This is a genomic window from Pseudomonas moorei (genome assembly GCF_008801475.1).
GTDB lineage: Bacteria > Pseudomonadota > Gammaproteobacteria > Pseudomonadales > Pseudomonadaceae > Aquipseudomonas > Aquipseudomonas moorei.
Genome location: NZ_VZPP01000004.1, coordinates 237,917 through 257,644, shown reverse-complemented (window position 1 = coordinate 257,644; position 19,728 = coordinate 237,917). Strand labels below are relative to the sequence as shown.

Here is a 19,728-nt window from a genome sequence, read left to right as displayed (position 1 = left end):
CGCGATGAACTTGAGAGCGATGTGTTTAACCAGAAAACACGCGTTATCGTTGACGTCCATCGCGAGCAAGCTTGCTCCCACACAAGGATCAGACGCGGGAGGCGAATAGCGCCTGATGATTCCGGCACTGTTCTGCCGACAGCATGAACACCCCATGCCCGCCGCGCTCGAATTCCAGCCAGGCGAAATCGACTTCAGGGTACAACGCCTCGACGTGTACCTGGCTGTTGCCCACCTCGACGATCAACAACCCCTTCTCGGTCAGGTGATCGGCCGCTTCGGCGAGCATGCGCCGTACCAGATTCAAACCATCCTCGCCGCAGGCCAGGCCCAGCTCCGGTTCATGCTGGTATTCGTCAGGCATGTCGGCGAAGTCTTCGGCATCGACATAAGGCGGGTTTGACACGATCAGGTCGAAACGCTGCCCCGGCAAACCGTCGAAACCATCACCCTGCACGGTGTAGACCCGTTCATCGACACCGTGACGCTCGATGTTCTGGTTCGCCACCTCCAGCGCTTCGAACGACAGGTCGGCCAGTACCACTTCGGCATTCTGGAACTCATAGGCGCAGGCGATACCGATGCAACCGGAGCCGGTGCACAGGTCGAGAATTCGCGCAGGCTCGTGGGCCAGCCAGGGAGTGAAGCGGTTTTCGATCAGCTCGCCAATCGGCGAACGCGGGATCAGCACGCGCTCATCGACAATGAACGACATGCCGCAGAACCAGGCTTCACCCAGCAGGTAAGCAGTCGGCACGCGTTTTTCGATCCGGCGCTTGAGCAGGTGCTGCAAATGGACGATTTCGTCTTCTTCCAGATTGCAGTCCAGGTAGCTATCGGAGATTTCCCACGGCAGATGCAGCGCGCCCAACACCAGTTGACGGGCTTCGTCCCAGGCATTGTCAGTGCCATGGCCGAAAAACAGATCCTCCCCATGGAAGCGACTGACGGCCCAACGGATATGGTCACGCAGGGTACGAAGGCGGGAAGTGATCACGACGGCAAACTCCAGAAAAATCGACGGGCGATTCTATCAGCCAAACGCCGTCGCGACGACGCAGGAAAACCACCGGTGCAAATGTAGGACCCTTCTCTTTTTTCCGCTTGGGGTTGAACAAAACGGCCCACTTGACAACGCTGCACGCCAGTAACGACGGTGCCTGCGATGGTAGCGATTCACAGAAGCGCTCAGCCAGAGGAGAATGTCGCAAAAGCCCCACTCAAAGGAGCCCCAGAATGTCCGTTCCAAAAACGATGTTTCAACTCAGCGGCCGCGGTTACGCAGCAGCCAATCTGAGCCACGCGACACTTGTGATCATCGATGCCCAGAAAGAATACCTCAGCGGTCCATTGGCCCTGAGCGGCATGGACGCTGCCGTCGCGAACATCAAGCAATTGCTGGCCGCGGCCCGTGCCGCCGGCCGCCCGATCGTGCATGTACGCCACCTCGGCACCGTCGGTGGCCTGTTCGACCCACAAGGCGAGCGCGGTGAATTCATCCCGGGGCTCGAACCACAGGGCGACGAAACCATCATCGGCAAATTGCTGCCGAGCGCGTTCCACGGCACCCCGCTTGAAAAACGCCTGCAGGATCTTGGCGCCCTCGACTTGATCGTCTGCGGTTTCATGAGCCATTCCAGCGTCAGCACCACCGTACGCGCCGCGAAGAACCTGGGCTTCCGTTGCACCCTGGTGGAAGACGCCTGTGCCACCCGCGACTTGCCCTACAAGGGCGGCGTCCTGAGCGCCGAGCACGTCCAGCAGACCGAAATGGCGATCATGGCGGACAACTTCGCCACCCTCGCGCTGACTCGCGATCTGATTTGATCGACGTTCAATGAGCGGTCTAAAGCGCCGCTCATCCGCAAAAGCCTCTCGTTAGCCGTAATTGTCTTAGCCTCAGGAACATCCCGGTCAACTCCCGGTCGAAGGGCCGATACCCATTGAGGAAGGTCGGAATGAAGTTATCCGATGGTTTTGACGCTCGCCGCTTGCGGCCCAAAGGCCGAAGCAACTGGCGTTATCGAATCGGCGCGACGATTGCCGCGTTGCTGGCCATGTCTGGCGTGCTGCTGATCATGGCCGGCATTGCCAGCCTCCTCGGCCACGCACCCGCCCTGGGCGAAATGAACACCAACCGCGCTGGCGCCGCTGTGATTCTGGCGATTGGCCTGGTCGTGCTGTACGTCGGTGTCTGGTTGTGGCGGCGCTGCCGTCGTCGCGCACGCCAGTCGCGGGAGCTGGCCATGTCCCCGCATTTGATGAAAAAACACGACTGAGCCGAAGGTCGCGCGTTTTGTCGCGCGCCCATTCGCTTCGAGTTGGGTAAACTGGCCGCCCTTCGCGGAGGCTGACATGCAAGACGACGATTTTTCCCTGTTCAAAAGCGCGATCCAAGGCGTCAAGCCGATCAAGCACGATCGCGCCGAAACCGGCAAACCCAAGGCTGACCGCGCGCAGATCGCCAAGCTGCGTCAGGCCGCCACCGTGCGCACCGACGCCACTACCGTAGACGGACTGTCGGATCAATTCGTCATCGATGTCGGTCCGGAAGACGAGCTGATGTGGGCGCGCGACGGTGTGCAGGAAAGCCAGATGCGCAAGCTCAAGATCGGTCAGATTCCGTTCGAAGGCAGCCTCGACCTGCATGGCATGAGCGTGGAAAAGGCCCGGGAAACCCTCTGGGCCTTTCTCGCTGAAGCCACCAAATTCGAAATTCGCTGCGTGCGCGTCACCCACGGCAAGGCCGTGCGCCTGGACGGCAAGCGGCCGATGATCAAAAGCCACGTCAACACGTGGTTGCGCCAGCATTCGCAGGTACTGGGCTTCACCTCGTGCCAGGCCAGGCACGGCGGTGCCGGCGCCGTTTATGTGATGCTCAAACGAACCATGATGGAAGGTCGGGACGAGTAAAGCTGATGCGTCATGCTTGCAGCGACGTGTCCGCCACCGTACCCTTGCCCTTTGCGTAAAATCCCACAGGTAGTTTCATGTCCCTGGAACAGAATTACACCGCGATTCTCGGCCAACTGGGCGAGGACGTCTCCCGCGAGGGCCTGCTCGACACGCCAAAACGTGCCGCCAAAGCCATGCAGTACCTCTGCCGCGGTTATGAACAGACGCTCGAAGAAGTCACCAACGGTGCCTTGTTCAGCTCCGACAACAGCGAAATGGTGCTGGTCAAGGACATCGAGCTGTACTCGTTGTGCGAGCACCACCTGCTGCCGTTCATCGGCAAGGCCCACGTCGCCTACATCCCGAGCGGCAAGGTCCTGGGGCTGTCGAAAGTTGCGCGGATCGTCGATATGTACGCCCGCCGCCTGCAGATCCAGGAAAACCTCAGCCGCCAGATCGCCGACGCGGTCCAGCAAGTCACCGGCGCCCTGGGCGTTGCAGTGGTGATCGAGGCCAAGCACATGTGCATGATGATGCGCGGTGTGGAAAAGCAGAATTCGTCGATGATCACCTCGGTGATGCTCGGCGAGTTCCGCGAGAACGCTGCGACTCGCAGTGAATTCCTCAGCCTCATCAAGTAATTCGCAGCACGAAGAAAACCGGCATTCATCGCCGGTTTTTTTTCGTCCGCGAAAATCAGGTAAGCTGCGCGCCCTTCATTTTTCGCTCCGTGAGGCTTTCAACGTGTTCGTAAAAGCGCTTCGTGTCGGCCTTGGCCAACTGATCATCTTCATCGACTTCATCACCCGCCCAGGCAAAAAGCAGCGCCCGGCCGAGGCTCAGGCCCAGGTCAACAGCGCCGCCAAGGACCTGACCCTGTATCAATTCCACGCCTGCCCGTTCTGCGTGAAAACCCGCCGCACCCTGCGCCGCCTGAATGTGCCGGTGGCCTTGCGCGATGCGAAGAACAACGAACAGGATCGCCAGACCCTGCTGGAGCAAGGCGGCAAGATCAAGGTGCCGTGCCTGCGCATCGAAGAGAACGGCCAGACCACCTGGATGTATGAGTCCAAGGTGATCATTGATTATCTGGACAAGCGCTTCGCTGCGGCCTGAAAAACTTCAGCGGGGCCGCTACAGTCACCACACATCTTCAGGCAAAAATAAACCGGCCCTTGCGCCGGTTTATCTGTTTTCAGGCGGCTTGCGCCGCTTGCGCCTGACGCACCACCGCCGCCAACCGCTTGAGCCCCTCATCCAGCCGCGCCGGGTCGATGTGGCTGAAATTCAACCGCAGATGACCGGGGTTGTTGTCCGGATCCGGGAAGAACGGCTCGCCCGGCATGAACGCCACATCATTGGCCAATGCCGCGTGCAGCAAGGTTCGGGTATCCAATGGCTGCTTGAGGGTGAGCCAGAAAAACAGCCCGCCTTGCGGCACATGCCAATCCGCCAGGTCGGCAAAATGCGTCTCCAGGGCCGATTGAAACGCGTCGCGACGCCCCCGGTAGAAGTCGCGCAATTTACTCAAATACTCCCGGAATTTTTCGCTGCCAATCCACTGCTGCGCTTGCCACTGGCCGACGCGGTTGGTGTGCAGATCCGCCGATTGCTTGAGTTTCAACAAATGCGGAAACAGATCCGCGCTGGCTATCAGATAACCGACGCGCAACCCCGGCAGCAAGGTTTTCGACACGGTGCCGGTGTAGATCCAGCTGGATTTTTTCAAGCGACTGACAATAGGTGTCGCACTGCCACCGTCGAAGGTCAGTTCGCGGTAAGGCTCATCTTCGATCAGGGTCACGCCGAACTCGTCGAGCAACGCCGCCACGGCATCGCGCTTGGCTTCGCTATACCGCACGGCCGATGGATTCTGGAACGTCGGGATCAGGTAGATGAACGCAGGACGGTGCTTTTCCAGGCGTACGCGCAATTGCGCCAGGTCCGGGCCATCGCCTTGTAGCGGCACGGTCAGGCATTCCGCACCGAACAGCTGGAAGATTTGCAGTGCCGCCAGGTAGGTCGGCGCTTCGAGCAGGATCTCAGTGCCCTTGTCGATGTAGAGCTTGGCCGCCAGATCGAGGGTCTGCTGTGAACCACTGACCACCAACACCTGACTCGCCTCGCAGGGCACGCCCAGCGCCCGGGCCTCGGCTGCCAACATCTCGCGCAACGCCGGTTCGCCCTCGCTCATGCCGTATTGGCCCATGGTCAGCGGCATCTGATCCCATTCGACCTTTGGCAACATGGCTTCGGCCGGTAACCCGCCGGCGAACGACATCACTTGCGGGCGCTGGGCAGCGGCAAGGATTTCACGGATCAGAGAACTTTTAAGGCGCGAAACACGTTCGGAAAAAGCCATGGGGATCACCGGTAGCGAGGCCAGAGGAAAATGAGTCAAACTTGTTGACCGAAATTACGTCAGCCCGAGCGGATACGTCAATATGCTTGACCTTAAAAACCCGACATCCCAGCAGCAAGCCATGGAAGCGTTTTTCTTCGGCTACCAGGCCTTCACCGCCAAGGCCGATGAAATGCTTGAACGCCGAGGCTTGAGCCGTGTGCACCAACGCATCGTGTTTTTCATCGCCCGTTACCCGAACTTGAGTGTGAAAGAGTTGCTGGCCTTGCTGGGCGTAAGCAAGCAGGCGCTGAACATGCCACTGCGCCAATTGCTGGAAATGCATCTGGTGAACAGCATTGCGTCCGAGACAGACAAGCGTAAACGCCTGCTGGAGCTGACCGACGAGGGGGCGCGCTTCGAGCAGGCGCTGCGTCGTGAGCAGGTGAGATTGCTGGAGCGGGTGTTTGCCGAGGCCGGGGAAACGGCGGTGAATGGGTGGTTGGCGGTGAATCTGGCGCTGGGGAAAAGCCAAGTGGCCGCTGACTGAATATTTGATCCGCAACAGATGTATCGATTGATCTGACGTCATCGCGGGCAAGCCGCGCTCCCACAGATTTTTTGTCATTCACAAGGTCGGTGAACGACACAATTCCTGAGGGAGCGTGGCTTGCCCGCGATGGCACCCTTCCCGGCGATATACCGCTATCGTCATTTTTTTCGTCTACAAAACAAAAAACAATATTTGCTTTATTTGTACACAAAAGCATAATCCACCTCGTGCGAGTTCCTGACCAAGCGGTCAACAAAATCGCAAGTGCCTCAAAGGGCTGCTGCCACCCTCTCGGGTCCGGCCCTGGAAATAACAATAAAACTCTTGAGGAGTATTCGCTGTGGAAAGCCGCAAATCCGAAGCATCGACGCTGGATCTCTCGCCGCCTTTACGCAATGGCTGGCTGGAGCGCATCTTTAAACTCAGCTTGCATGGCACCACGGTGAAGACCGAGTTGATTGCCGGTCTGACAACCTTCATCACCATGGCCTACATCATCTTCGTCAACCCCAACATCATGGCGGACGCCGGGATCGATCACGGTGCGGCGTTCGTCGCCACCTGCATCGCCGCCGCACTGGGTTGCCTGCTGATGGGCCTGTACGCCAACTGGCCGGTCGGCCTGGCGCCGGGCATGGGCCTGAACGCCTTCTTCACCTATACCGTGGTCGGCACCATGGGCTACAACTGGGAGACCGCCCTCGGTGCAGTGTTCGTGTCCGGTGTGCTGTTCATGATCCTGACCTTCTCTCGCGTCCGCGAATGGCTGCTCAACAGCATTCCGGTGAGCCTGCGCTTCGCCATGGGTGCGGGTGTGGGCCTGTTCCTGGGCCTGATCGGTTTGAAAACCGCCGGCATCATCGTCGACAGTCCGGCCACCTTGATCAAACTGGGCTCCCTGCGCGAGCCAGCCCCGCTGCTGGCCGCCATCTGCTTCCTGATGATCGCCGTACTCAGCTACCACAAGGTCTTTGGCGCCATCCTCATTAGCATCATCACCGTAACCCTGGCCGGTTGGGGCCTGGGCCTGGTGCATTACGAAGGGATCATGTCGGCACCGCCGAGCCTGGCCCCGACCTGGATGGCGATGAACCTCGCCGGCGTGTTCAACGTCAGCATGATCAGTGTGGTGCTGGCCTTCCTCTTCGTACACATGTTCGACACCGCCGGCACCTTGATGGGCGTGGCGCAGCGCGCCAATCTGGTCAACGCTGACGGCCGCATCGAAAACCTCTCCCGCGCCATGAAAGCCGACAGTGCCTCCAGTGTATTCGGCGCGATCGTCGGTGTTCCTCCTGTCACCAGCTATGTGGAAAGTGCCGCGGGTGTAGCGGCGGGTGGTCGGACTGGTCTTACCGCAGTGACCGTAGGTGTGCTATTTATTGCAGCCATGTTCTTCGCTCCACTGGCCGGAATGATTCCCGCCTACGCCACCGCAGGCGCACTGATTTACGTGGCCATGTTGATGATGGGTGGCATGAAGCACATCGAGTGGGACGAAGCGACCGACAGCATTCCGGCGATCGTCACCGCCATCATGATGCCCCTGACCTTTTCGGTCGCCGACGGTATCGCGCTGGGCTTCATCACCTATGTGGTCCTGAAGGCCGGCACTGGCAAGTACAAGGAAATTTCCGCGAGTCTGTGGGTGCTCTGCGCGATCTTCATCGCCAAGTTCATCTTCTTGTAAACCTTAGGCGGTACGCGCTTCAAACCAGCCTCACCCCGTCGGGTGAGGCTTTTGTGCAAATGGAGGAAAGTGATGAGTCTGGAAACCTGGCTGCTGTTCAGCGGCGCTGCGCTGGTGGTGATCCTGATCCCGGGGCCACTGTCTTTGCTGATGATCAGCAACAGCTTGAATTACGGTCTGGTGCGTTCCTACCCGGCCTTTCTCGGTGGCGTGACTGCCTCGATTTGCCTGCTGAGCGCTTCGGCGCTGGGTCTGGGCGCGCTGCTGCTGGCGTCGGAGCAATTGTTCAGCGCATTGAAGATCGTCGGTGCGCTGTACCTGTTCTACCTCGCCTGGCAGAGCTGGCAGCAATCGCGTCAACCGGCCCATGGCGCCGAAGTGCCTCAAGCGGCCCCGGCGCCACGCTTTCGTGCCCTGTTCGGGCGCGCCTTCATGCTGGGTGCGAGCAACCCGAAAGACATTCTGTTCTTCGCCGCCTTCCTCCCGCAGTTCCTGAGCGCCGAACAGCCATTCCTCCCGCAGTTGCTGGTGATGATTGCCACCTGGACCGTGCTGGACCTGCTGTGCAAATTGGCTTACGGGCTGGGTGCCCATGGTGCGGCGCGGTATCTGCGCAGTGGCAAGGGGCAGAGCTGGTTCAACCGGATCAGTGCCGGGTTGTTCAGTGGAGCCGGGGCAGCGTCCCTGCTCAGCCGTTAACAGCTTCGCTGGCAAGCCAGCTCCCACAGGTCGTGCGAATCACCTTGTAGGAGCCGGCTTGCCGGCGAAAGCGCCAGCACAGGCACCACTTTTCTCCAGGCGAAAAAAAGCCCGCAGTGTGAGCGGGCGAAAGACCAAAGAAGCTATATGCGCAGTCGCTTCCAGGTTGAGGCAGCTGCTTGGGGGATCAGCTGCCGCGATACGTGGAGTAGCTGTACGGCGAAATCAGCAAGGGCACGTGATAGTGGTCCTGCTCCGCAGAAATGCCAAAACGCAGCACCACTACATCCAGGAACGCCGGTTCCGGCAGTTGAACGCCACGGGCGCGGTAGTAATCGCCCGCATGAAACTGAACCTGATAGACCCCGGTACGGTAGTCATCACCTTGCAACAACGGTGCATCGACACGGCCATCGCTGTTGGTTATCGCGCTGGCGACCAATTCCAGCTGCGAACCTTCAACACGGTACAACTCGACCTTGATCGAGCTGCCCGGGCAGCCATGTGCAGCGTCCAAAACATGTGTAGTCAAACGTCCCATTGATTCTGCGCGCCTGCCTGCATGAAGCAGTCAGACCTCGCGCCTCCCGAAGTCAGTTAAAAGGAGACCGCACCGTTTCGGAGCACGAAAAGCTGCGGCGAGCGACTAATTAAGACACTTTTCAAAAAAATTGTACACAATAAAAACGACATTTTTACCGCGACCAGCGCCATCCATGGATTTCCCGGCGATTAACGGCTGAACCGCGGACTTGTTGAACCCTCCAGCCATTAGCTGACCTATCAGGCAGGTTTCTTGCAGGACCGGGTCAAGCACACGAAAAGATGACCGTTAAAGAAAAATGCAAAAAATCAGGCTTACAAATTGAATATAAAGTTGTATACAATCAGCCCATCGCTGTGACGCCAGCCTGCCATCGAGTTTTCAGCTGCGTCGCACCAACCGTCATCATCGAATAAGAAGGAAGCCTGCAGTGAGCGCTGACTACCCACGCGACCTGGTCGGTTACGGCAGTAACCCTCCTCACCCACACTGGCCGGGCAATGCCCGCATCGCCCTGTCGTTCGTACTCAATTACGAAGAAGGCGGCGAGCGCAACATCCTGCACGGCGACAAGGAATCCGAAGCCTTCCTGTCTGAAATGGTCTCGGCGCAGCCGCTGCAAGGCGCGCGCAACATGAGCATGGAATCGCTTTACGAGTATGGCAGCCGTGCCGGTGTCTGGCGGATTCTGAAACTGTTCAAGGAATTCGACATTCCGCTGACCATCTTCGCCGTCGCCATGGCCGCCCAGCGTCACCCGGACGTGATCCGCGCCATGGTCGAAGCCGGCCACGAGATCTGCAGCCACGGCTACCGCTGGATCGACTACCAGTACATGGATGAAACCCAGGAACGCGAGCACATGCTCGAAGCGATCCGCATCCTCACCGAAATCACCGGCGAACGCCCATTGGGCTGGTACACCGGCCGCACCGGCCCGAACACCCGTCGCCTGGTGATGGAAGAAGGCGGTTTCCTCTACGACTGCGACACCTACGACGACGACCTGCCCTACTGGGAACCGAACAACCCGACCGGCAAGCCGCACCTGGTGATCCCGTACACCCTGGACACCAACGACATGCGCTTTACCCAGGTCCAGGGTTTCAACAAGGGCGACGATTTCTTCGAATACCTCAAAGACGCGTTCGACGTCCTGTACGCCGAAGGCGCCGAAGCACCGAAGATGCTGTCGATTGGCTTGCACTGCCGTCTGATTGGCCGTCCGGCGCGTCTGGCCTCGCTCAAGCGCTTTATCGAATACGCTAAAAGTCATGAACAGGTGTGGTTCAGCCGTCGCGTCGACATTGCACGCCACTGGCAAGCAACCCACCCGTACCAAGGGGCTGCCAAATGAGCACCTTTCAATCCATCAAGCCATCGACCCTGAGCCGCGACGCTTTCGTCAGCGCGTTCGCCGATATCTACGAACATTCGCCATGGGTGGCCGAAAAAGCCTTCGAGCTGGGCCAGGACGCTTCGATCGACGAGATCGAAACCCTGCACCAGCGCATGAGCGACATCCTGTTGAGTGCTGATCAGCAAAGCCAACTGGCCCTGATCAATGCTCACCCGGACCTGGCCGGCAAAGCCGCCGTCCAGGGCGAGTTGACCGAAGCCAGCACTAATGAACAGGCTGGCGCCGGTATTCACCAATGCACGGCCGAAGAGTTCCAGCGCTTCACCGAGCTGAACGACGCCTACAAAGCCAAGTTCAAGTTTCCCTTCATCATGGCGGTAAAAGGCAGCAACCGGCATCAGATCCTCGCGGCGTTCGAAACGCGCATTCACAACTCGGTCGACACCGAATTCAAGTGCGCGCTGGCGGAGATCAACAAGATCGCCCTGTTCCGTTTACTGACCCTATAGCGACCTTGGCCCGAGCGTAACTGAACGCACAAATCGCCCAGGGCCCTGAGAGCATCCCAAGCCAACTTATTAAAGGCAGACAAGAAGAATGAAAGCTTACGCCGTACCTTTCGAGAAGTTCGTCAACCTGGCCGACGCCCGCCTGGGCACCAAAATCATCTCGGTCACCGATGACTGGTTCGCAGACGCCAATCGTCTGTTCCAACCGACTCCGGCCGTCTGGAAGGAGGGCGTGTTCGATGACAACGGCAAGTGGATGGACGGCTGGGAATCGCGCCGCAAGCGCTTCGAAGGCTACGACAGCGCAGTGATCCGCCTGGGCGTGCCTGGCTCGATCAAAGGCGTCGACATCGACACTTCATTCTTCACCGGTAACTTCCCGCCGTCGGCCTCCCTGGAAGCCTGCTTCCTGGCCGAAGGCGAGCCGAACGAAAACACCCAGTGGACTGAAGTGCTGTCCGCCGTGGAGCTGCAAGGCAACAGTCACCACTACCACGAAATCAACAACGACCAGGCCTTCAGCCACCTGCGCTTCAACATCTACCCGGACGGCGGCGTTGCCCGTCTGCGCGTGTACGGCATTCCGTTCCGCGACTGGTCCGCTGTGGGCGACAACGAGCAAGTCGACCTGGCTGCAGCCCTCAACGGTGGCCGCGCCCTCGCCTGCTCTGACGAACACTTCGGCCGCATGAGCAACATCCTCAACCCGGGCCGTGGCATCAACATGGGCGACGGCTGGGAAACCGCGCGTCGCCGTACACCGGGCAATGACTGGGTGATCGTCGCACTGGGCCACCCGGGCGAAATCGAGAAAATCATCGTCGATACCCTGCACTTCAAGGGCAACTACCCGGACAGCTGCTCGATCCAGGGCGCCTTCGTCAAGGGCGGTACCGACAGCCAGATCGAAACCCAATCGCTGTTCTGGCGCGAACTGCTGCCAAGCCAGAAGCTGGAAATGCACGCCGAGCACACCTTCGCCGAGCAGATCAAGGCACTGGGCCCGATCACCCACATCCGCCTGAACGTATTCCCGGATGGTGGTGTGAGCCGCCTGCGTGTTCTGGGCAAGGTCGCGAAATAAGCGTCGCCCCTAATCGCGGGCAAGCCCGCTCCCACAAGGAATTGTGGTGTACACACAACCTGTGGGACTGGCTTGCCAGCGATGACGATAGAACCAACAACACAGAATTCGGATAAGAACAGCATGCGCACACTGACGATTGAACCTTTGACCAAAGAAGCCTTCGCCCCTTTCGGTGACGTTATCGAAACCGACGGCAGTGATCACTTCATGATCAACAACGGTTCGACCATGCGCTTTCACAAACTGGCGACGGTGGAAACCGCCACGCCAGAGGACAAGGCGATCATCAGCATCTTCCGCGCCGACGCGCAGGACATGCCGCTGACCGTCAGCATGCTGGAGCGCCATCCGCTGGGCAGCCAGGCTTTCATTCCGCTGCTCGGCAACCCCTTTCTGATCGTGGTCGCGCCACTTGGCGATGTGCCTGTATCAGGCTTGGTCCGCGCCTTCGTTACCAACGGCAGGCAGGGCATCAATTACCATCGCGGCGTCTGGCACCACCCGGTGCTGACGATCGAAAAGCGGGATGACTTCCTGGTGGTTGATCGCAGTGGCACAGGCAATAACTGCGATGAGCATTTTTTCAAAGAGGATGAGCGTTTGATCCTCGCCCCCCACCAATAAGAGAAGGTCTGATCACTCGACAAAAGAGTGACAGGCGAGAGGTAAAGACTGTGGAAGCACATCTGTTGGAATGGCTGAACCTGAGCGTGCGCTGGGTTCATATGATTACTGGTGTGGCCTGGATCGGCGCATCGTTCTACTTCGTCTGGCTGGAAAACAACCTCAATCGGGTCAACCCGAAAAGTGGCCTGGCCGGTGATTTGTGGGCGATCCACGGCGGCGGTATCTACCACCTGGAAAAATACAAACTGGCCCCACCGACCATGCCGGACAACCTGCACTGGTTCAAATGGGAAGCCTACTTCACCTGGATGTCGGGGATCGCGCTGCTGTGCGTGGTGTTCTACTCCAACCCGACGCTCTACCTGCTGGCTCCCGGCAGCACCCTGAGCGGTCCTGAAGGCGTCGCCATCGGTATCGGCTCGCTGTTCATCGGCTGGTTCGTCTACTCCTTCCTGTGCGACTCGGCCCTGGGCAAACGCCCTGCCCTGCTCGGCTTCATCCTGTTCGTGTTGATCATTGGCGCCGCTTACGGCTTCAGCAAGGTGTTCAGCGGTCGTGGTGCGTACCTGCACGTCGGCGCAGTCATCGGCACCATCATGGTCGGTAACGTGTTCCGCATCATCATGCCGGCGCAGCGGGCACTGGTGGCGGCGATTGCCGAGAACCGCACGCCGGATCCGGCGCTGCCAGCCAAAGGCTTGCTGCGTTCGCGTCACAACAACTATTTCACCTTGCCGGTGCTGTTCATCATGATCAGCAACCACTTCCCGAGCACATACGGCAGCCAATACAACTGGCTGATCCTGGCCGGGATCGCGGTACTGGCAGTGTTGGTTCGTCACTACTTCAACACCCGTCACGACAGCCACAAGTTTGCCTGGACCTTGCCAGTGGCAGCGGTCGGCATGATCAGCCTGGCCTACGTCACCGGCCCTGCGCCGACGACCAGCCCGGACGTGGCCAAGGCACCTGCGAAGATCGAATACCAACCGCTGCCGGAAACGGCATTGGGTGGTGGTTTGAAACCCGCTGAAGCAAAACCCGCCGAGACGCCTGCTGCCGCTCCGGCACAAGCATCGAATGCAGGTCCTGGCTTCGACAAGGTGCACAGCGTGATTCAGGAACGTTGCGCGGTTTGCCACTCGGCCAAACCGACCAGCCCGCTGTTCAGCGCGGCCCCGGCCGGTGTGATGTTCGACACCCCCGAGCAGATCCGCCAGAACGCTGCGCGGATTCAGGCTCAGGCCGTAGCCAGCCAGATCATGCCCCTGGGCAACATCACCAAGATGACCCAGCAGGAACGTGACCTGATCGGCGCCTGGATTGTTCAGGGAGCCCAGACCAATTAATCGTTAAAAGCATCGCTGGCAAGCCAGCTCCCACAGGGTTTTGCACTGCCTGTGTGGGAGCTGGCTTGCCAGCGATTGGCCGCAACGCGGTTTACCTGATGCAAAGAAACAGCTGTGAGCAACCCGGCAGCTGTTCAATCACAAGAATAAAAAAGATCCGAGGTGTTGCATGTCCGAGCTCTCCAAAGCGCGCATCCCCGACGCACCCGCCATTCAGCGTTTGCCCCTTTTGCAACTGATCCTGGTCGGTCTGCAACATGTTCTGCTGATGTACGGTGGTGCCATCGCGGTGCCGCTGATCATCGGACAGGCCGCTGGCCTGAGTCGTGAAGAAATCGCCTTTCTGATTAACGCCGACCTGCTGGTGGCTGGCATTGCCACCATCGTTCAGTCACTCGGCATCGGCCCCGTGGGCATTCGCATGCCCGTGATGATGGGCGCCAGTTTCGCCGCCGTCGGCAGCATGGTCGCCATGGCCGGCATGCCCGGTATCGGTTTGCAAGGAATCTTCGGCGCCACCATCGCCGCCGGGTTCTTCGGCATGATCATCGCCCCGTTCATGTCCAAGGTCGTACGCTTCTTCCCGCCCCTGGTGACCGGCACGGTCATCACCTCGATCGGTTTATCGCTGTTCCCCGTGGCCGTGAACTGGGCCGGTGGCGGTGCTGCCGCCAGTCAATTCGGCTCGCCGATTTACCTGACCATCGCCGCACTGGTGCTGGGCACCATTTTGCTGGTGCATCGCTTCATGCGCGGCTTCTGGGTCAATATTTCCGTGCTGATCGGCATGTGCCTGGGCTATGTGCTCTGCGGCCTGCTCGGCATGGTCGACCTCAGTGGCATGGCCCAGGCGCCGTGGCTGCAGTTCGTCACCCCCCTGCATTTCGGCCTGCCGAAATTCGAACTCGCGCCGATCCTGTCGATGTGCCTGGTGGTGGTGATCATCTTCGTCGAGTCCACCGGGATGTTCCTGGCCCTGGGCAAGATCACCGGCCAGGAAGTCTGCCCGCGCATGCTGCGTCGCGGCTTGTTGTGCGACGCCGGCGCCTCGTTTGTCGCCGGATTCTTCAACACCTTCACCCACTCCTCCTTCGCCCAGAACATTGGCCTGGTGCAGATGACCGGTGTGCGCTGCCGCTCGGTGACCATCGTGGCCGGCGGCTTGCTGATCGTCCTCAGCCTGTTGCCGAAAGCCGCCTTCCTGGTGGCCTCGATTCCGCCAGCGGTGCTCGGCGGTGCCGCCATTGCCATGTTCGGCATGGTCGCCGCGACCGGCATCAAGATTCTCCAGGAAGCCGATATCGGCGACCGGCGCAACCAGTTGCTGGTGGCGGTCAGCATCGGCATGGGCCTGATCCCGGTGGTGCGTCCGGAGTTTTTTGCCCACCTGCCGGTGTGGATGAGCCCGATCACCCACAGCGGTATCGCCATGGCCACGCTCAGCGCGCTGACCTTGAACCTGCTGTTCAACATCCTCGGCGGCGCCGAACGCGCAGCCATTAACGACTGCCACGCTCACTGACAGGTAACCATCCCCCCTGTAGGAGCGAGCCCGCTCGCGATGGACTCGAGACACCGCGTTTATCCAGGTAACACGCGTAATCGTTGACGACCATCGCGAGCAGGCTCGCTCCTACAGGGCAGGGGTTGCCTGCGCCTTAAACAATAAGAACAAGAAGGAGCAACAGATGATCCGCACACACGCAAACCTGTTGTTGGGAGGCGGTCTGATGGCTGCCACTCAAGCCATGGCTGGCGATTTACTGCTGTGGCAAACCAACAGCCTGAGCTATCTGTACGGCAAGGATTTCGCGGTCAATCCGCCGATCCAGCAGACGGTGACCTTCGAGCACGCCGACCGCTGGAAGTACGGTGACAACTTCCTGTTTGTCGACAGTACCTACTACAACGGCAAGGGAGATCGAAACAAAGGCGCTCATGCCTATTACGGCGAGTTCAGTCCCCGCCTCTCTTTCGGCAAGATTCTCGATCGTCGTTTCGAATTCGGCCCGATCAAAGACGTGCTGCTGGCCATGACCTACGAGAATGGCGAAGACGACACCGAGGCCTATCTGATCGGCCCTGGTTTCGATCTCGCGGTACCGGGCTTCAATTTTTTCACTCTGAACTTCTACAACCGCCACACCGAAGGCTCGCGTCCCGGAGATGACGTCTGGCAAATCACGCCGGCGTGGTCCTACACCCTTCCACTGGGTCGTTCGAGCCTGTTGATCGATGGCTACATCGACTGGGTGGTGGACAACGACCAGAACTCACACGGCACCTATCACGCCAACCTGCACTTCAACCCGCAGATCAAGTACGACCTGGGCAAAGCCCTGGGTTGGCGCGAAAAGCAGGTGTATGTCGGCGTCGAGTACAGCTACTGGAAAGACAAATACGGCATCGAAAACAACGCCAATCTCGACACCCATGAAAACACCACCAGCCTGCTGGTGAAGGTGCATTTCTAAGATGACCCGCAACCGTGCCCCAAACCTGTCGTCGGTGCGCTGTTGCGGGGCACTTGAGACCTGGCCGAGGAGTCAGTATTCTCCGCGGCCGCCTGAATCCGCTTTAAAAAAAAGCCCGGATTTAATTCCTGACCAGAAAGCCAACTTATCCCGGCTCTGGACGGTACCAAGGCATCCCCAACCCCCTCTCAATCGACTGTTCTTGAGCAGCCGAGCGGGAGTTTTTTTGCTTTTCGAATGCCTTGGCGCAGCTCTTGCTAACAGCACTAAAGCTGACCGAATGGATGATTTTTTATCGCAACAGAAAAAGGCGCCACACCAGAGCGCCGACCTTAAAAAATGACGTGGAACCACCTACTTTTTGGGAGCAACCGAATGAAACGTACGTGCACTAGCCTGATGCTGGCGGGGATGATGTTGGCGGGGGGCCAGGCCATGGCCGGCGACTTGCTGCAATGGCAGAACAACAGCCTGACTTATCTGTATGGCAAGGACTTCCAGGTCAACCCGACCATTCAGCAGACGGTGACCTTTGAACACGCCGACGGCTGGAAATACGGCGACAACTTCATGTTCGTCGACAAGATTTTCTACAACGGCAAGGACGACGCCTACGCCGGCTCGAACACCTACTACGGTGAAATCAGCCCACGACTGTCGTTCGGTAAAATCTTCGACAAGAAGCTCGAGTTCGGGCCGGTCAAGGACGTATTGCTCGCCATGACTTACGAGTTCGGTGAAAACGATACCGAGTCCTATCTGATCGGTCCTGGTTTCGACCTGGCGATCCCCGGCTTCGACTACTTCCAGTTGAACTTCTACAACCGCCACACCGAAGGCAGCCGTCCGGGCGACAACATCTGGCAGATCACGCCTGTCTGGTCCTACACCATTCCCGTGGGCGATTCGAGCATCCTGATCGACGGCTTCATGGACTGGGTGGTCGACAACGACACCAATGCCAAGGGCACCTACCACGCCAACCTGCACTTCAATCCGCAGATCAAGTATGACCTGGGCAAAGCGCTGAATATCGGTGCGAAGCAGCTATACGTGGGCGTCGAGTACGATTACTGGAAAAACAAGTACGGGATTGAAGACAGCGAGTCCTTCAAGACCGATCAGAGCGCGACCAGCCTGCTGGTGAAATTCCACTTCTGATCTTGCAGGCGCGAGCCTGCTCGCGATGGATCAGAGAGCGCCACGGGGTGTCAGGCTCCCAGCGTCATCGTTAACGTCCATCGCGAGCAGGCTCGCGCCTACAACCCCAGGAACCGGCACAGCTCTTCCTTCTTGGCCAGCGCGTCCCGCCGCCCCAATTCGATCAATTCGCTGCAATACCCCGCCTCGAACAACAGATAACTCAGCACCCCCGCCCCGCTGGTCTTGGTCGCGCCCGGCCCGCGCAGGAACAGACGCAGTGCCGCCGGCAGCTCCTGGCGATGGCGTGCGGCAATTTCATCGATGGGCTGACTGGGTGAAATCACCAGCACTTCCACCGGCGCCACGCCCAAAGCCCGGGTTGGCGTACCGTCGGGCAACAGGTGGCTGAACTGGTTCAGACGCTGCAGCAGCTCGATGTCACCTTCCAGGCTATCAATGAACGTACTGTTGAGCAGATGCCCGCCGATTTGCGCCAGGGACGGTTGCTGACCGGTGTAGGCGCGTTGCAGTGGCTGCTCCGGGTCGAAACCCCGCGGGTTGCCGCTGACCCCCACCACCAGCACTCGACTGGCCCCCAGGTGCAGCGCCGGGCTGATCGGTGCCGATTGGCGCACCGCACCATCGCCGAAATACTCGTCGCCGATTTTCACCGGGGCGAACAGCAGCGGAATGGCCGAACTGGCGAGCAAATGTTCAACGGACAATTGGGTTGGAATGCCGATTCTCCGATGACGCAGCCAGGCGTCAATCGTGCCGCCCCCTTGATAGAAGGTGACGGCCTGACCCGACTCATATCCGAACGCGGTGACGGCTACCGCATGCAACTGCTTTTGCGCGATGGCTTCGGCAATGCCGTTCATCTGCAATTTGTTGTTGAGCAGCCTGCGCAACGGCGAGCTATTGACCAGCGCCACCGGGACCCGGGCGCCCAGTCCGAGCAAGCTGTGGCTGACAAAGCGGCTGGCCTGGTGGATCACCCCCGGCCAATCGCTGCGCAACACCAGGTGGCTGCGAAAACCCTGCCAGAACGCGGTCAGGCGCTCGATGGCCGCGCGAAAATCCGTCGCTCCACTGGCCAGGCTGACGGCGTTGATTGCCCCGGCGGAAGTGCCGACAATCACCGGAAACGGATTGTCCGCGCCCAACGGCAACAGCTCGGCAATCGCCGCCAGGACGCCGACCTGATAAGCCGCCCGCGCCCCGCCGCCGGAAAGAATCAACCCTGTAACCGGTTCCTTTGGACTCATGCACAACGCTCCATGGTGCTTGATGGGATGTCACTGTAGGAGCGAGCCGGCTCCGGGCGGCGTTCCGACGAAGGTCGTCAACGGTAACGCCGGGCGTCTGACACCCCACAGCGCTCTCAGCTTTTTTGCGAGCAGGCTCGTTCCTACAGGGGATCGTGGCTCAACCGCGTTTGGCGTACAGCTTGGGCTCACCGGGTGGACGGCTCTTGAAGCGGCGATGGGCCCAGAGGTATTGCTCAGGGTGTTCGCGCAAAACGCCTTCGATCCACTGGTTGATACGCAGGCAGTCGGCCTCTTCGGTTTCGCCGGGAAAGCCTTCAAGCGGCGCGTGAATCACCAGGCGATAACCGCTGCCGTCCGCCAGGCGCTCTTGAGTAAACGGCACCACCCATGCCTTGCCCAGTCGTGCGAACTTGCTGGTGGCGGTGACCGTGGCCGCCTGGATGCCGAACAACGGCACAAAGATACTTTGCTTGGCGCCGTAGTCCTGATCCGGCGCATACCAGATCGCCCGGCCTGAGCGCAGCAATTTGAGCATGCCGCGCACGTCCTCGCGCTCGACCGCCAGCGAATCGAGGTTGTGCCGCTCGCGGCCACGGCGCTGGACGTAATCGAACAACGGGTTTTTGTGTTCGCGGTACATGCCGTCGATGGTGTGTTGCTGGCCGAGCAGCGCCGCGCCGATTTCCAGCGTGGTGAAATGCAGCGCCATCAGGATCACGCCCTTGCCCTCGCGCTGGGCCTGCTTCAAATGCTCCAGCCCTTCGACGTGGGCCAGTTTCGCCAGGCGCTTGCGCGACCACCACCAGCTCATGGCCATTTCGAAAAAGGCGATACCGGTGGAGGCGAAGTTTTCCTTGAGCAGGCGCTTGCGCTCGGCAGCGGTTTTTTCGGGGAAACACAGTTCCAGATTGCGCTTGGCGATGCGCCGTCGGTCGCCGGCCACGCGATACATCAAGGCACCCAGCGCACGACCGATCCACAGCAATGCCGGATATGGCAACTGCACAATCAGCCACAACAGCCCCAGGCCGCACCACAGCGGCCAGAAGCGTGGAGAAAGAAAGGTTGTTCGAAAACGCGGGCGATCCATTAAAGGTTCCGAAATGACAATGGCCGCGCATTCTACATCGTTCGACCCGGCTTGCGGCCTGCGGGCGTTCTCGTTATAAGTCTCGGCACTTTTAGT

General features: G+C 59.5%; 21 protein-coding genes. 16 read left to right on the top strand and 5 right to left on the bottom strand.

Going from position 1 to position 19,728, the window contains the following annotated elements; genetic code table 11:
• Positions 1–88: 88 nt before the first annotated feature.
• Positions 89–997, bottom strand: coding sequence for a 50S ribosomal protein L3 N(5)-glutamine methyltransferase (gene prmB, locus F7R06_RS09005; protein WP_090324043.1), 909 nt, complete (start codon positions 995–997; stop codon positions 89–91).
• 239 nt (positions 998–1,236) lie between these two features.
• Here prmB and F7R06_RS09000 point away from each other — a divergent pair, with 239 nt between their 5' ends.
• The 5 genes from F7R06_RS09000 to F7R06_RS08980 all read left to right on the top strand — a co-directional run bounded on the left by F7R06_RS09000 (position 1,237) and on the right by F7R06_RS08980 (position 4,011).
• Complete coding sequence (locus F7R06_RS09000; RefSeq protein WP_090324044.1) at positions 1,237–1,827, top strand: cysteine hydrolase family protein; 591 nt, start codon at positions 1,237–1,239, stop codon at positions 1,825–1,827.
• Positions 1,828–1,958: 131 nt separating this feature from the next.
• Positions 1,959–2,279 carry a hypothetical protein gene (locus F7R06_RS08995; protein WP_090324046.1) on the top strand — a complete coding sequence of 107 codons (321 nt, stop codon included), beginning with the start codon at positions 1,959–1,961 and terminating at the stop codon, positions 2,277–2,279.
• 76 nt (positions 2,280–2,355) lie between these two features.
• Complete coding sequence (locus tag F7R06_RS08990) at positions 2,356–2,913, top strand: Smr/MutS family protein (RefSeq protein ID WP_017339764.1); 558 nt, start codon at positions 2,356–2,358, stop codon at positions 2,911–2,913.
• A gap of 77 nt (positions 2,914–2,990) precedes the next feature.
• Positions 2,991–3,536 carry a GTP cyclohydrolase I FolE gene (gene folE, locus F7R06_RS08985; RefSeq protein ID WP_003204506.1) on the top strand — a complete coding sequence of 182 codons (546 nt, stop codon included), beginning with the start codon at positions 2,991–2,993 and terminating at the stop codon, positions 3,534–3,536.
• Between the two features lie 103 nt (positions 3,537–3,639).
• A complete protein-coding gene (locus F7R06_RS08980) occupies positions 3,640–4,011 on the top strand; it encodes a glutathione S-transferase N-terminal domain-containing protein (protein WP_090324048.1) in 372 nt (123 codons plus the stop codon).
• Between the two features lie 79 nt (positions 4,012–4,090).
• Here the strand turns inward: F7R06_RS08980 and F7R06_RS08975 are convergent, their stop codons facing one another.
• Positions 4,091–5,257, bottom strand: coding sequence for an aminotransferase-like domain-containing protein (locus F7R06_RS08975; protein WP_090324050.1), 1,167 nt, complete (start codon positions 5,255–5,257; stop codon positions 4,091–4,093).
• Positions 5,258–5,339: 82 nt separating this feature from the next.
• Here F7R06_RS08975 and F7R06_RS08970 point away from each other — a divergent pair, with 82 nt between their 5' ends.
• The 3 genes from F7R06_RS08970 to F7R06_RS08960 all read left to right on the top strand — a co-directional run bounded on the left by F7R06_RS08970 (position 5,340) and on the right by F7R06_RS08960 (position 8,178).
• Entirely contained in the window at positions 5,340–5,786 is a 447-nt protein-coding gene (locus F7R06_RS08970) for a MarR family winged helix-turn-helix transcriptional regulator (protein WP_090324051.1), read from the top strand.
• Positions 5,787–6,129: 343 nt separating this feature from the next.
• Complete coding sequence (locus tag F7R06_RS08965) at positions 6,130–7,479, top strand: NCS2 family permease (RefSeq protein ID WP_090324053.1); 1,350 nt, start codon at positions 6,130–6,132, stop codon at positions 7,477–7,479.
• A 72-nt stretch (positions 7,480–7,551) separates the two neighbouring features.
• Entirely contained in the window at positions 7,552–8,178 is a 627-nt protein-coding gene (locus F7R06_RS08960; RefSeq protein WP_090324054.1) for a LysE family translocator, read from the top strand.
• 187 nt (positions 8,179–8,365) lie between these two features.
• Here F7R06_RS08960 and uraH read toward each other — a convergent pair whose 3' ends face one another.
• On the bottom strand, positions 8,366–8,719 hold the full coding sequence (gene uraH / locus F7R06_RS08955) for a hydroxyisourate hydrolase (RefSeq protein ID WP_008031462.1): 354 nt from the start codon (positions 8,717–8,719) through the stop codon (positions 8,366–8,368).
• Positions 8,720–9,152: 433 nt separating this feature from the next.
• Here uraH and puuE point away from each other — a divergent pair, with 433 nt between their 5' ends.
• The 8 genes from puuE to F7R06_RS08915 all read left to right on the top strand — a co-directional run bounded on the left by puuE (position 9,153) and on the right by F7R06_RS08915 (position 17,289).
• A complete protein-coding gene (gene puuE, locus F7R06_RS08950; RefSeq protein ID WP_090324056.1) occupies positions 9,153–10,079 on the top strand; it encodes an allantoinase PuuE in 927 nt (308 codons plus the stop codon).
• The gene (gene uraD, locus F7R06_RS08945) at positions 10,076–10,591 is read left to right on the top strand and encodes a 2-oxo-4-hydroxy-4-carboxy-5-ureidoimidazoline decarboxylase (protein ID WP_090324058.1); all 516 of its coding nucleotides are present in this window, start codon (positions 10,076–10,078) and stop codon (positions 10,589–10,591) included. The genes puuE and uraD overlap by 4 nt, the downstream gene beginning before the upstream one ends.
• A gap of 88 nt (positions 10,592–10,679) precedes the next feature.
• Positions 10,680–11,675, top strand: coding sequence for an allantoicase (gene alc / locus F7R06_RS08940; RefSeq protein ID WP_090324060.1), 996 nt, complete (start codon positions 10,680–10,682; stop codon positions 11,673–11,675).
• A gap of 123 nt (positions 11,676–11,798) precedes the next feature.
• On the top strand, positions 11,799–12,302 hold the full coding sequence (locus tag F7R06_RS08935) for an ureidoglycolate lyase (RefSeq protein ID WP_085716886.1): 504 nt from the start codon (positions 11,799–11,801) through the stop codon (positions 12,300–12,302).
• 50 nt (positions 12,303–12,352) lie between these two features.
• Positions 12,353–13,654: a urate hydroxylase PuuD gene (locus tag F7R06_RS08930; RefSeq protein ID WP_090324062.1), complete on the top strand. Its 1,302-nt coding sequence runs from the start codon at positions 12,353–12,355 to the stop codon at positions 13,652–13,654.
• 169 nt (positions 13,655–13,823) lie between these two features.
• Complete coding sequence (locus F7R06_RS08925) at positions 13,824–15,176, top strand: nucleobase:cation symporter-2 family protein (RefSeq protein ID WP_090324063.1); 1,353 nt, start codon at positions 13,824–13,826, stop codon at positions 15,174–15,176.
• Between the two features lie 166 nt (positions 15,177–15,342).
• Positions 15,343–16,128, top strand: a complete 786-nt coding sequence (locus F7R06_RS08920; protein ID WP_090324065.1) for an outer membrane protein OmpK — start codon at positions 15,343–15,345, stop codon at positions 16,126–16,128.
• A 375-nt stretch (positions 16,129–16,503) separates the two neighbouring features.
• Entirely contained in the window at positions 16,504–17,289 is a 786-nt protein-coding gene (locus F7R06_RS08915; protein WP_151149663.1) for an outer membrane protein OmpK, read from the top strand.
• A gap of 98 nt (positions 17,290–17,387) precedes the next feature.
• On the opposite strand, the gene F7R06_RS08910 is transcribed toward F7R06_RS08915, so the two are convergent.
• Both F7R06_RS08910 and F7R06_RS08905 read right to left on the bottom strand, forming a co-directional pair.
• Positions 17,388–18,539 (bottom strand): patatin-like phospholipase family protein, encoded by a 1,152-nt coding sequence (locus F7R06_RS08910; RefSeq protein ID WP_090324069.1) that lies wholly within the window; start codon positions 18,537–18,539, stop codon positions 17,388–17,390.
• Between the two features lie 160 nt (positions 18,540–18,699).
• Positions 18,700–19,632, bottom strand: a complete 933-nt coding sequence (locus F7R06_RS08905) for a lipid A biosynthesis lauroyl acyltransferase (protein WP_090324071.1) — start codon at positions 19,630–19,632, stop codon at positions 18,700–18,702.
• Positions 19,633–19,728: the final 96 nt, after the last annotated feature.

What these genes read in the sequence shown, in the direction of transcription:
- F7R06_RS09000 (WP_090324044.1), top strand. Translation starts at nt 1,237, where the DNA reads ATGTCCGTTCCAAAAACGATGTTTCAACTCAGCGGCCGCGGTTACGCA.
- F7R06_RS08995 (WP_090324046.1), top strand. Translation starts at nt 1,959, where the DNA reads ATGAAGTTATCCGATGGTTTTGACGCTCGCCGCTTGCGGCCCAAAGGC.
- F7R06_RS08990 (WP_017339764.1), top strand. Translation starts at nt 2,356, where the DNA reads ATGCAAGACGACGATTTTTCCCTGTTCAAAAGCGCGATCCAAGGCGTC.
- folE (WP_003204506.1), top strand. Translation starts at nt 2,991, where the DNA reads ATGTCCCTGGAACAGAATTACACCGCGATTCTCGGCCAACTGGGCGAG.
- F7R06_RS08975 (WP_090324050.1), bottom strand. Translation starts at nt 5,257, where the DNA reads ATGGCTTTTTCCGAACGTGTTTCGCGCCTTAAAAGTTCTCTGATCCGT.
- F7R06_RS08970 (WP_090324051.1), top strand. Translation starts at nt 5,340, where the DNA reads ATGCTTGACCTTAAAAACCCGACATCCCAGCAGCAAGCCATGGAAGCG.
- F7R06_RS08960 (WP_090324054.1), top strand. Translation starts at nt 7,552, where the DNA reads ATGAGTCTGGAAACCTGGCTGCTGTTCAGCGGCGCTGCGCTGGTGGTG.
- uraH (WP_008031462.1), bottom strand. Translation starts at nt 8,719, where the DNA reads ATGGGACGTTTGACTACACATGTTTTGGACGCTGCACATGGCTGCCCG.
- uraD (WP_090324058.1), top strand. Translation starts at nt 10,076, where the DNA reads ATGAGCACCTTTCAATCCATCAAGCCATCGACCCTGAGCCGCGACGCT.
- alc (WP_090324060.1), top strand. Translation starts at nt 10,680, where the DNA reads ATGAAAGCTTACGCCGTACCTTTCGAGAAGTTCGTCAACCTGGCCGAC.
- F7R06_RS08935 (WP_085716886.1), top strand. Translation starts at nt 11,799, where the DNA reads ATGCGCACACTGACGATTGAACCTTTGACCAAAGAAGCCTTCGCCCCT.
- F7R06_RS08925 (WP_090324063.1), top strand. Translation starts at nt 13,824, where the DNA reads ATGTCCGAGCTCTCCAAAGCGCGCATCCCCGACGCACCCGCCATTCAG.
- F7R06_RS08920 (WP_090324065.1), top strand. Translation starts at nt 15,343, where the DNA reads ATGATCCGCACACACGCAAACCTGTTGTTGGGAGGCGGTCTGATGGCT.
- F7R06_RS08915 (WP_151149663.1), top strand. Translation starts at nt 16,504, where the DNA reads ATGAAACGTACGTGCACTAGCCTGATGCTGGCGGGGATGATGTTGGCG.
- F7R06_RS08910 (WP_090324069.1), bottom strand. Translation starts at nt 18,539, where the DNA reads ATGAGTCCAAAGGAACCGGTTACAGGGTTGATTCTTTCCGGCGGCGGG.
- F7R06_RS08905 (WP_090324071.1), bottom strand. Translation starts at nt 19,632, where the DNA reads ATGGATCGCCCGCGTTTTCGAACAACCTTTCTTTCTCCACGCTTCTGG.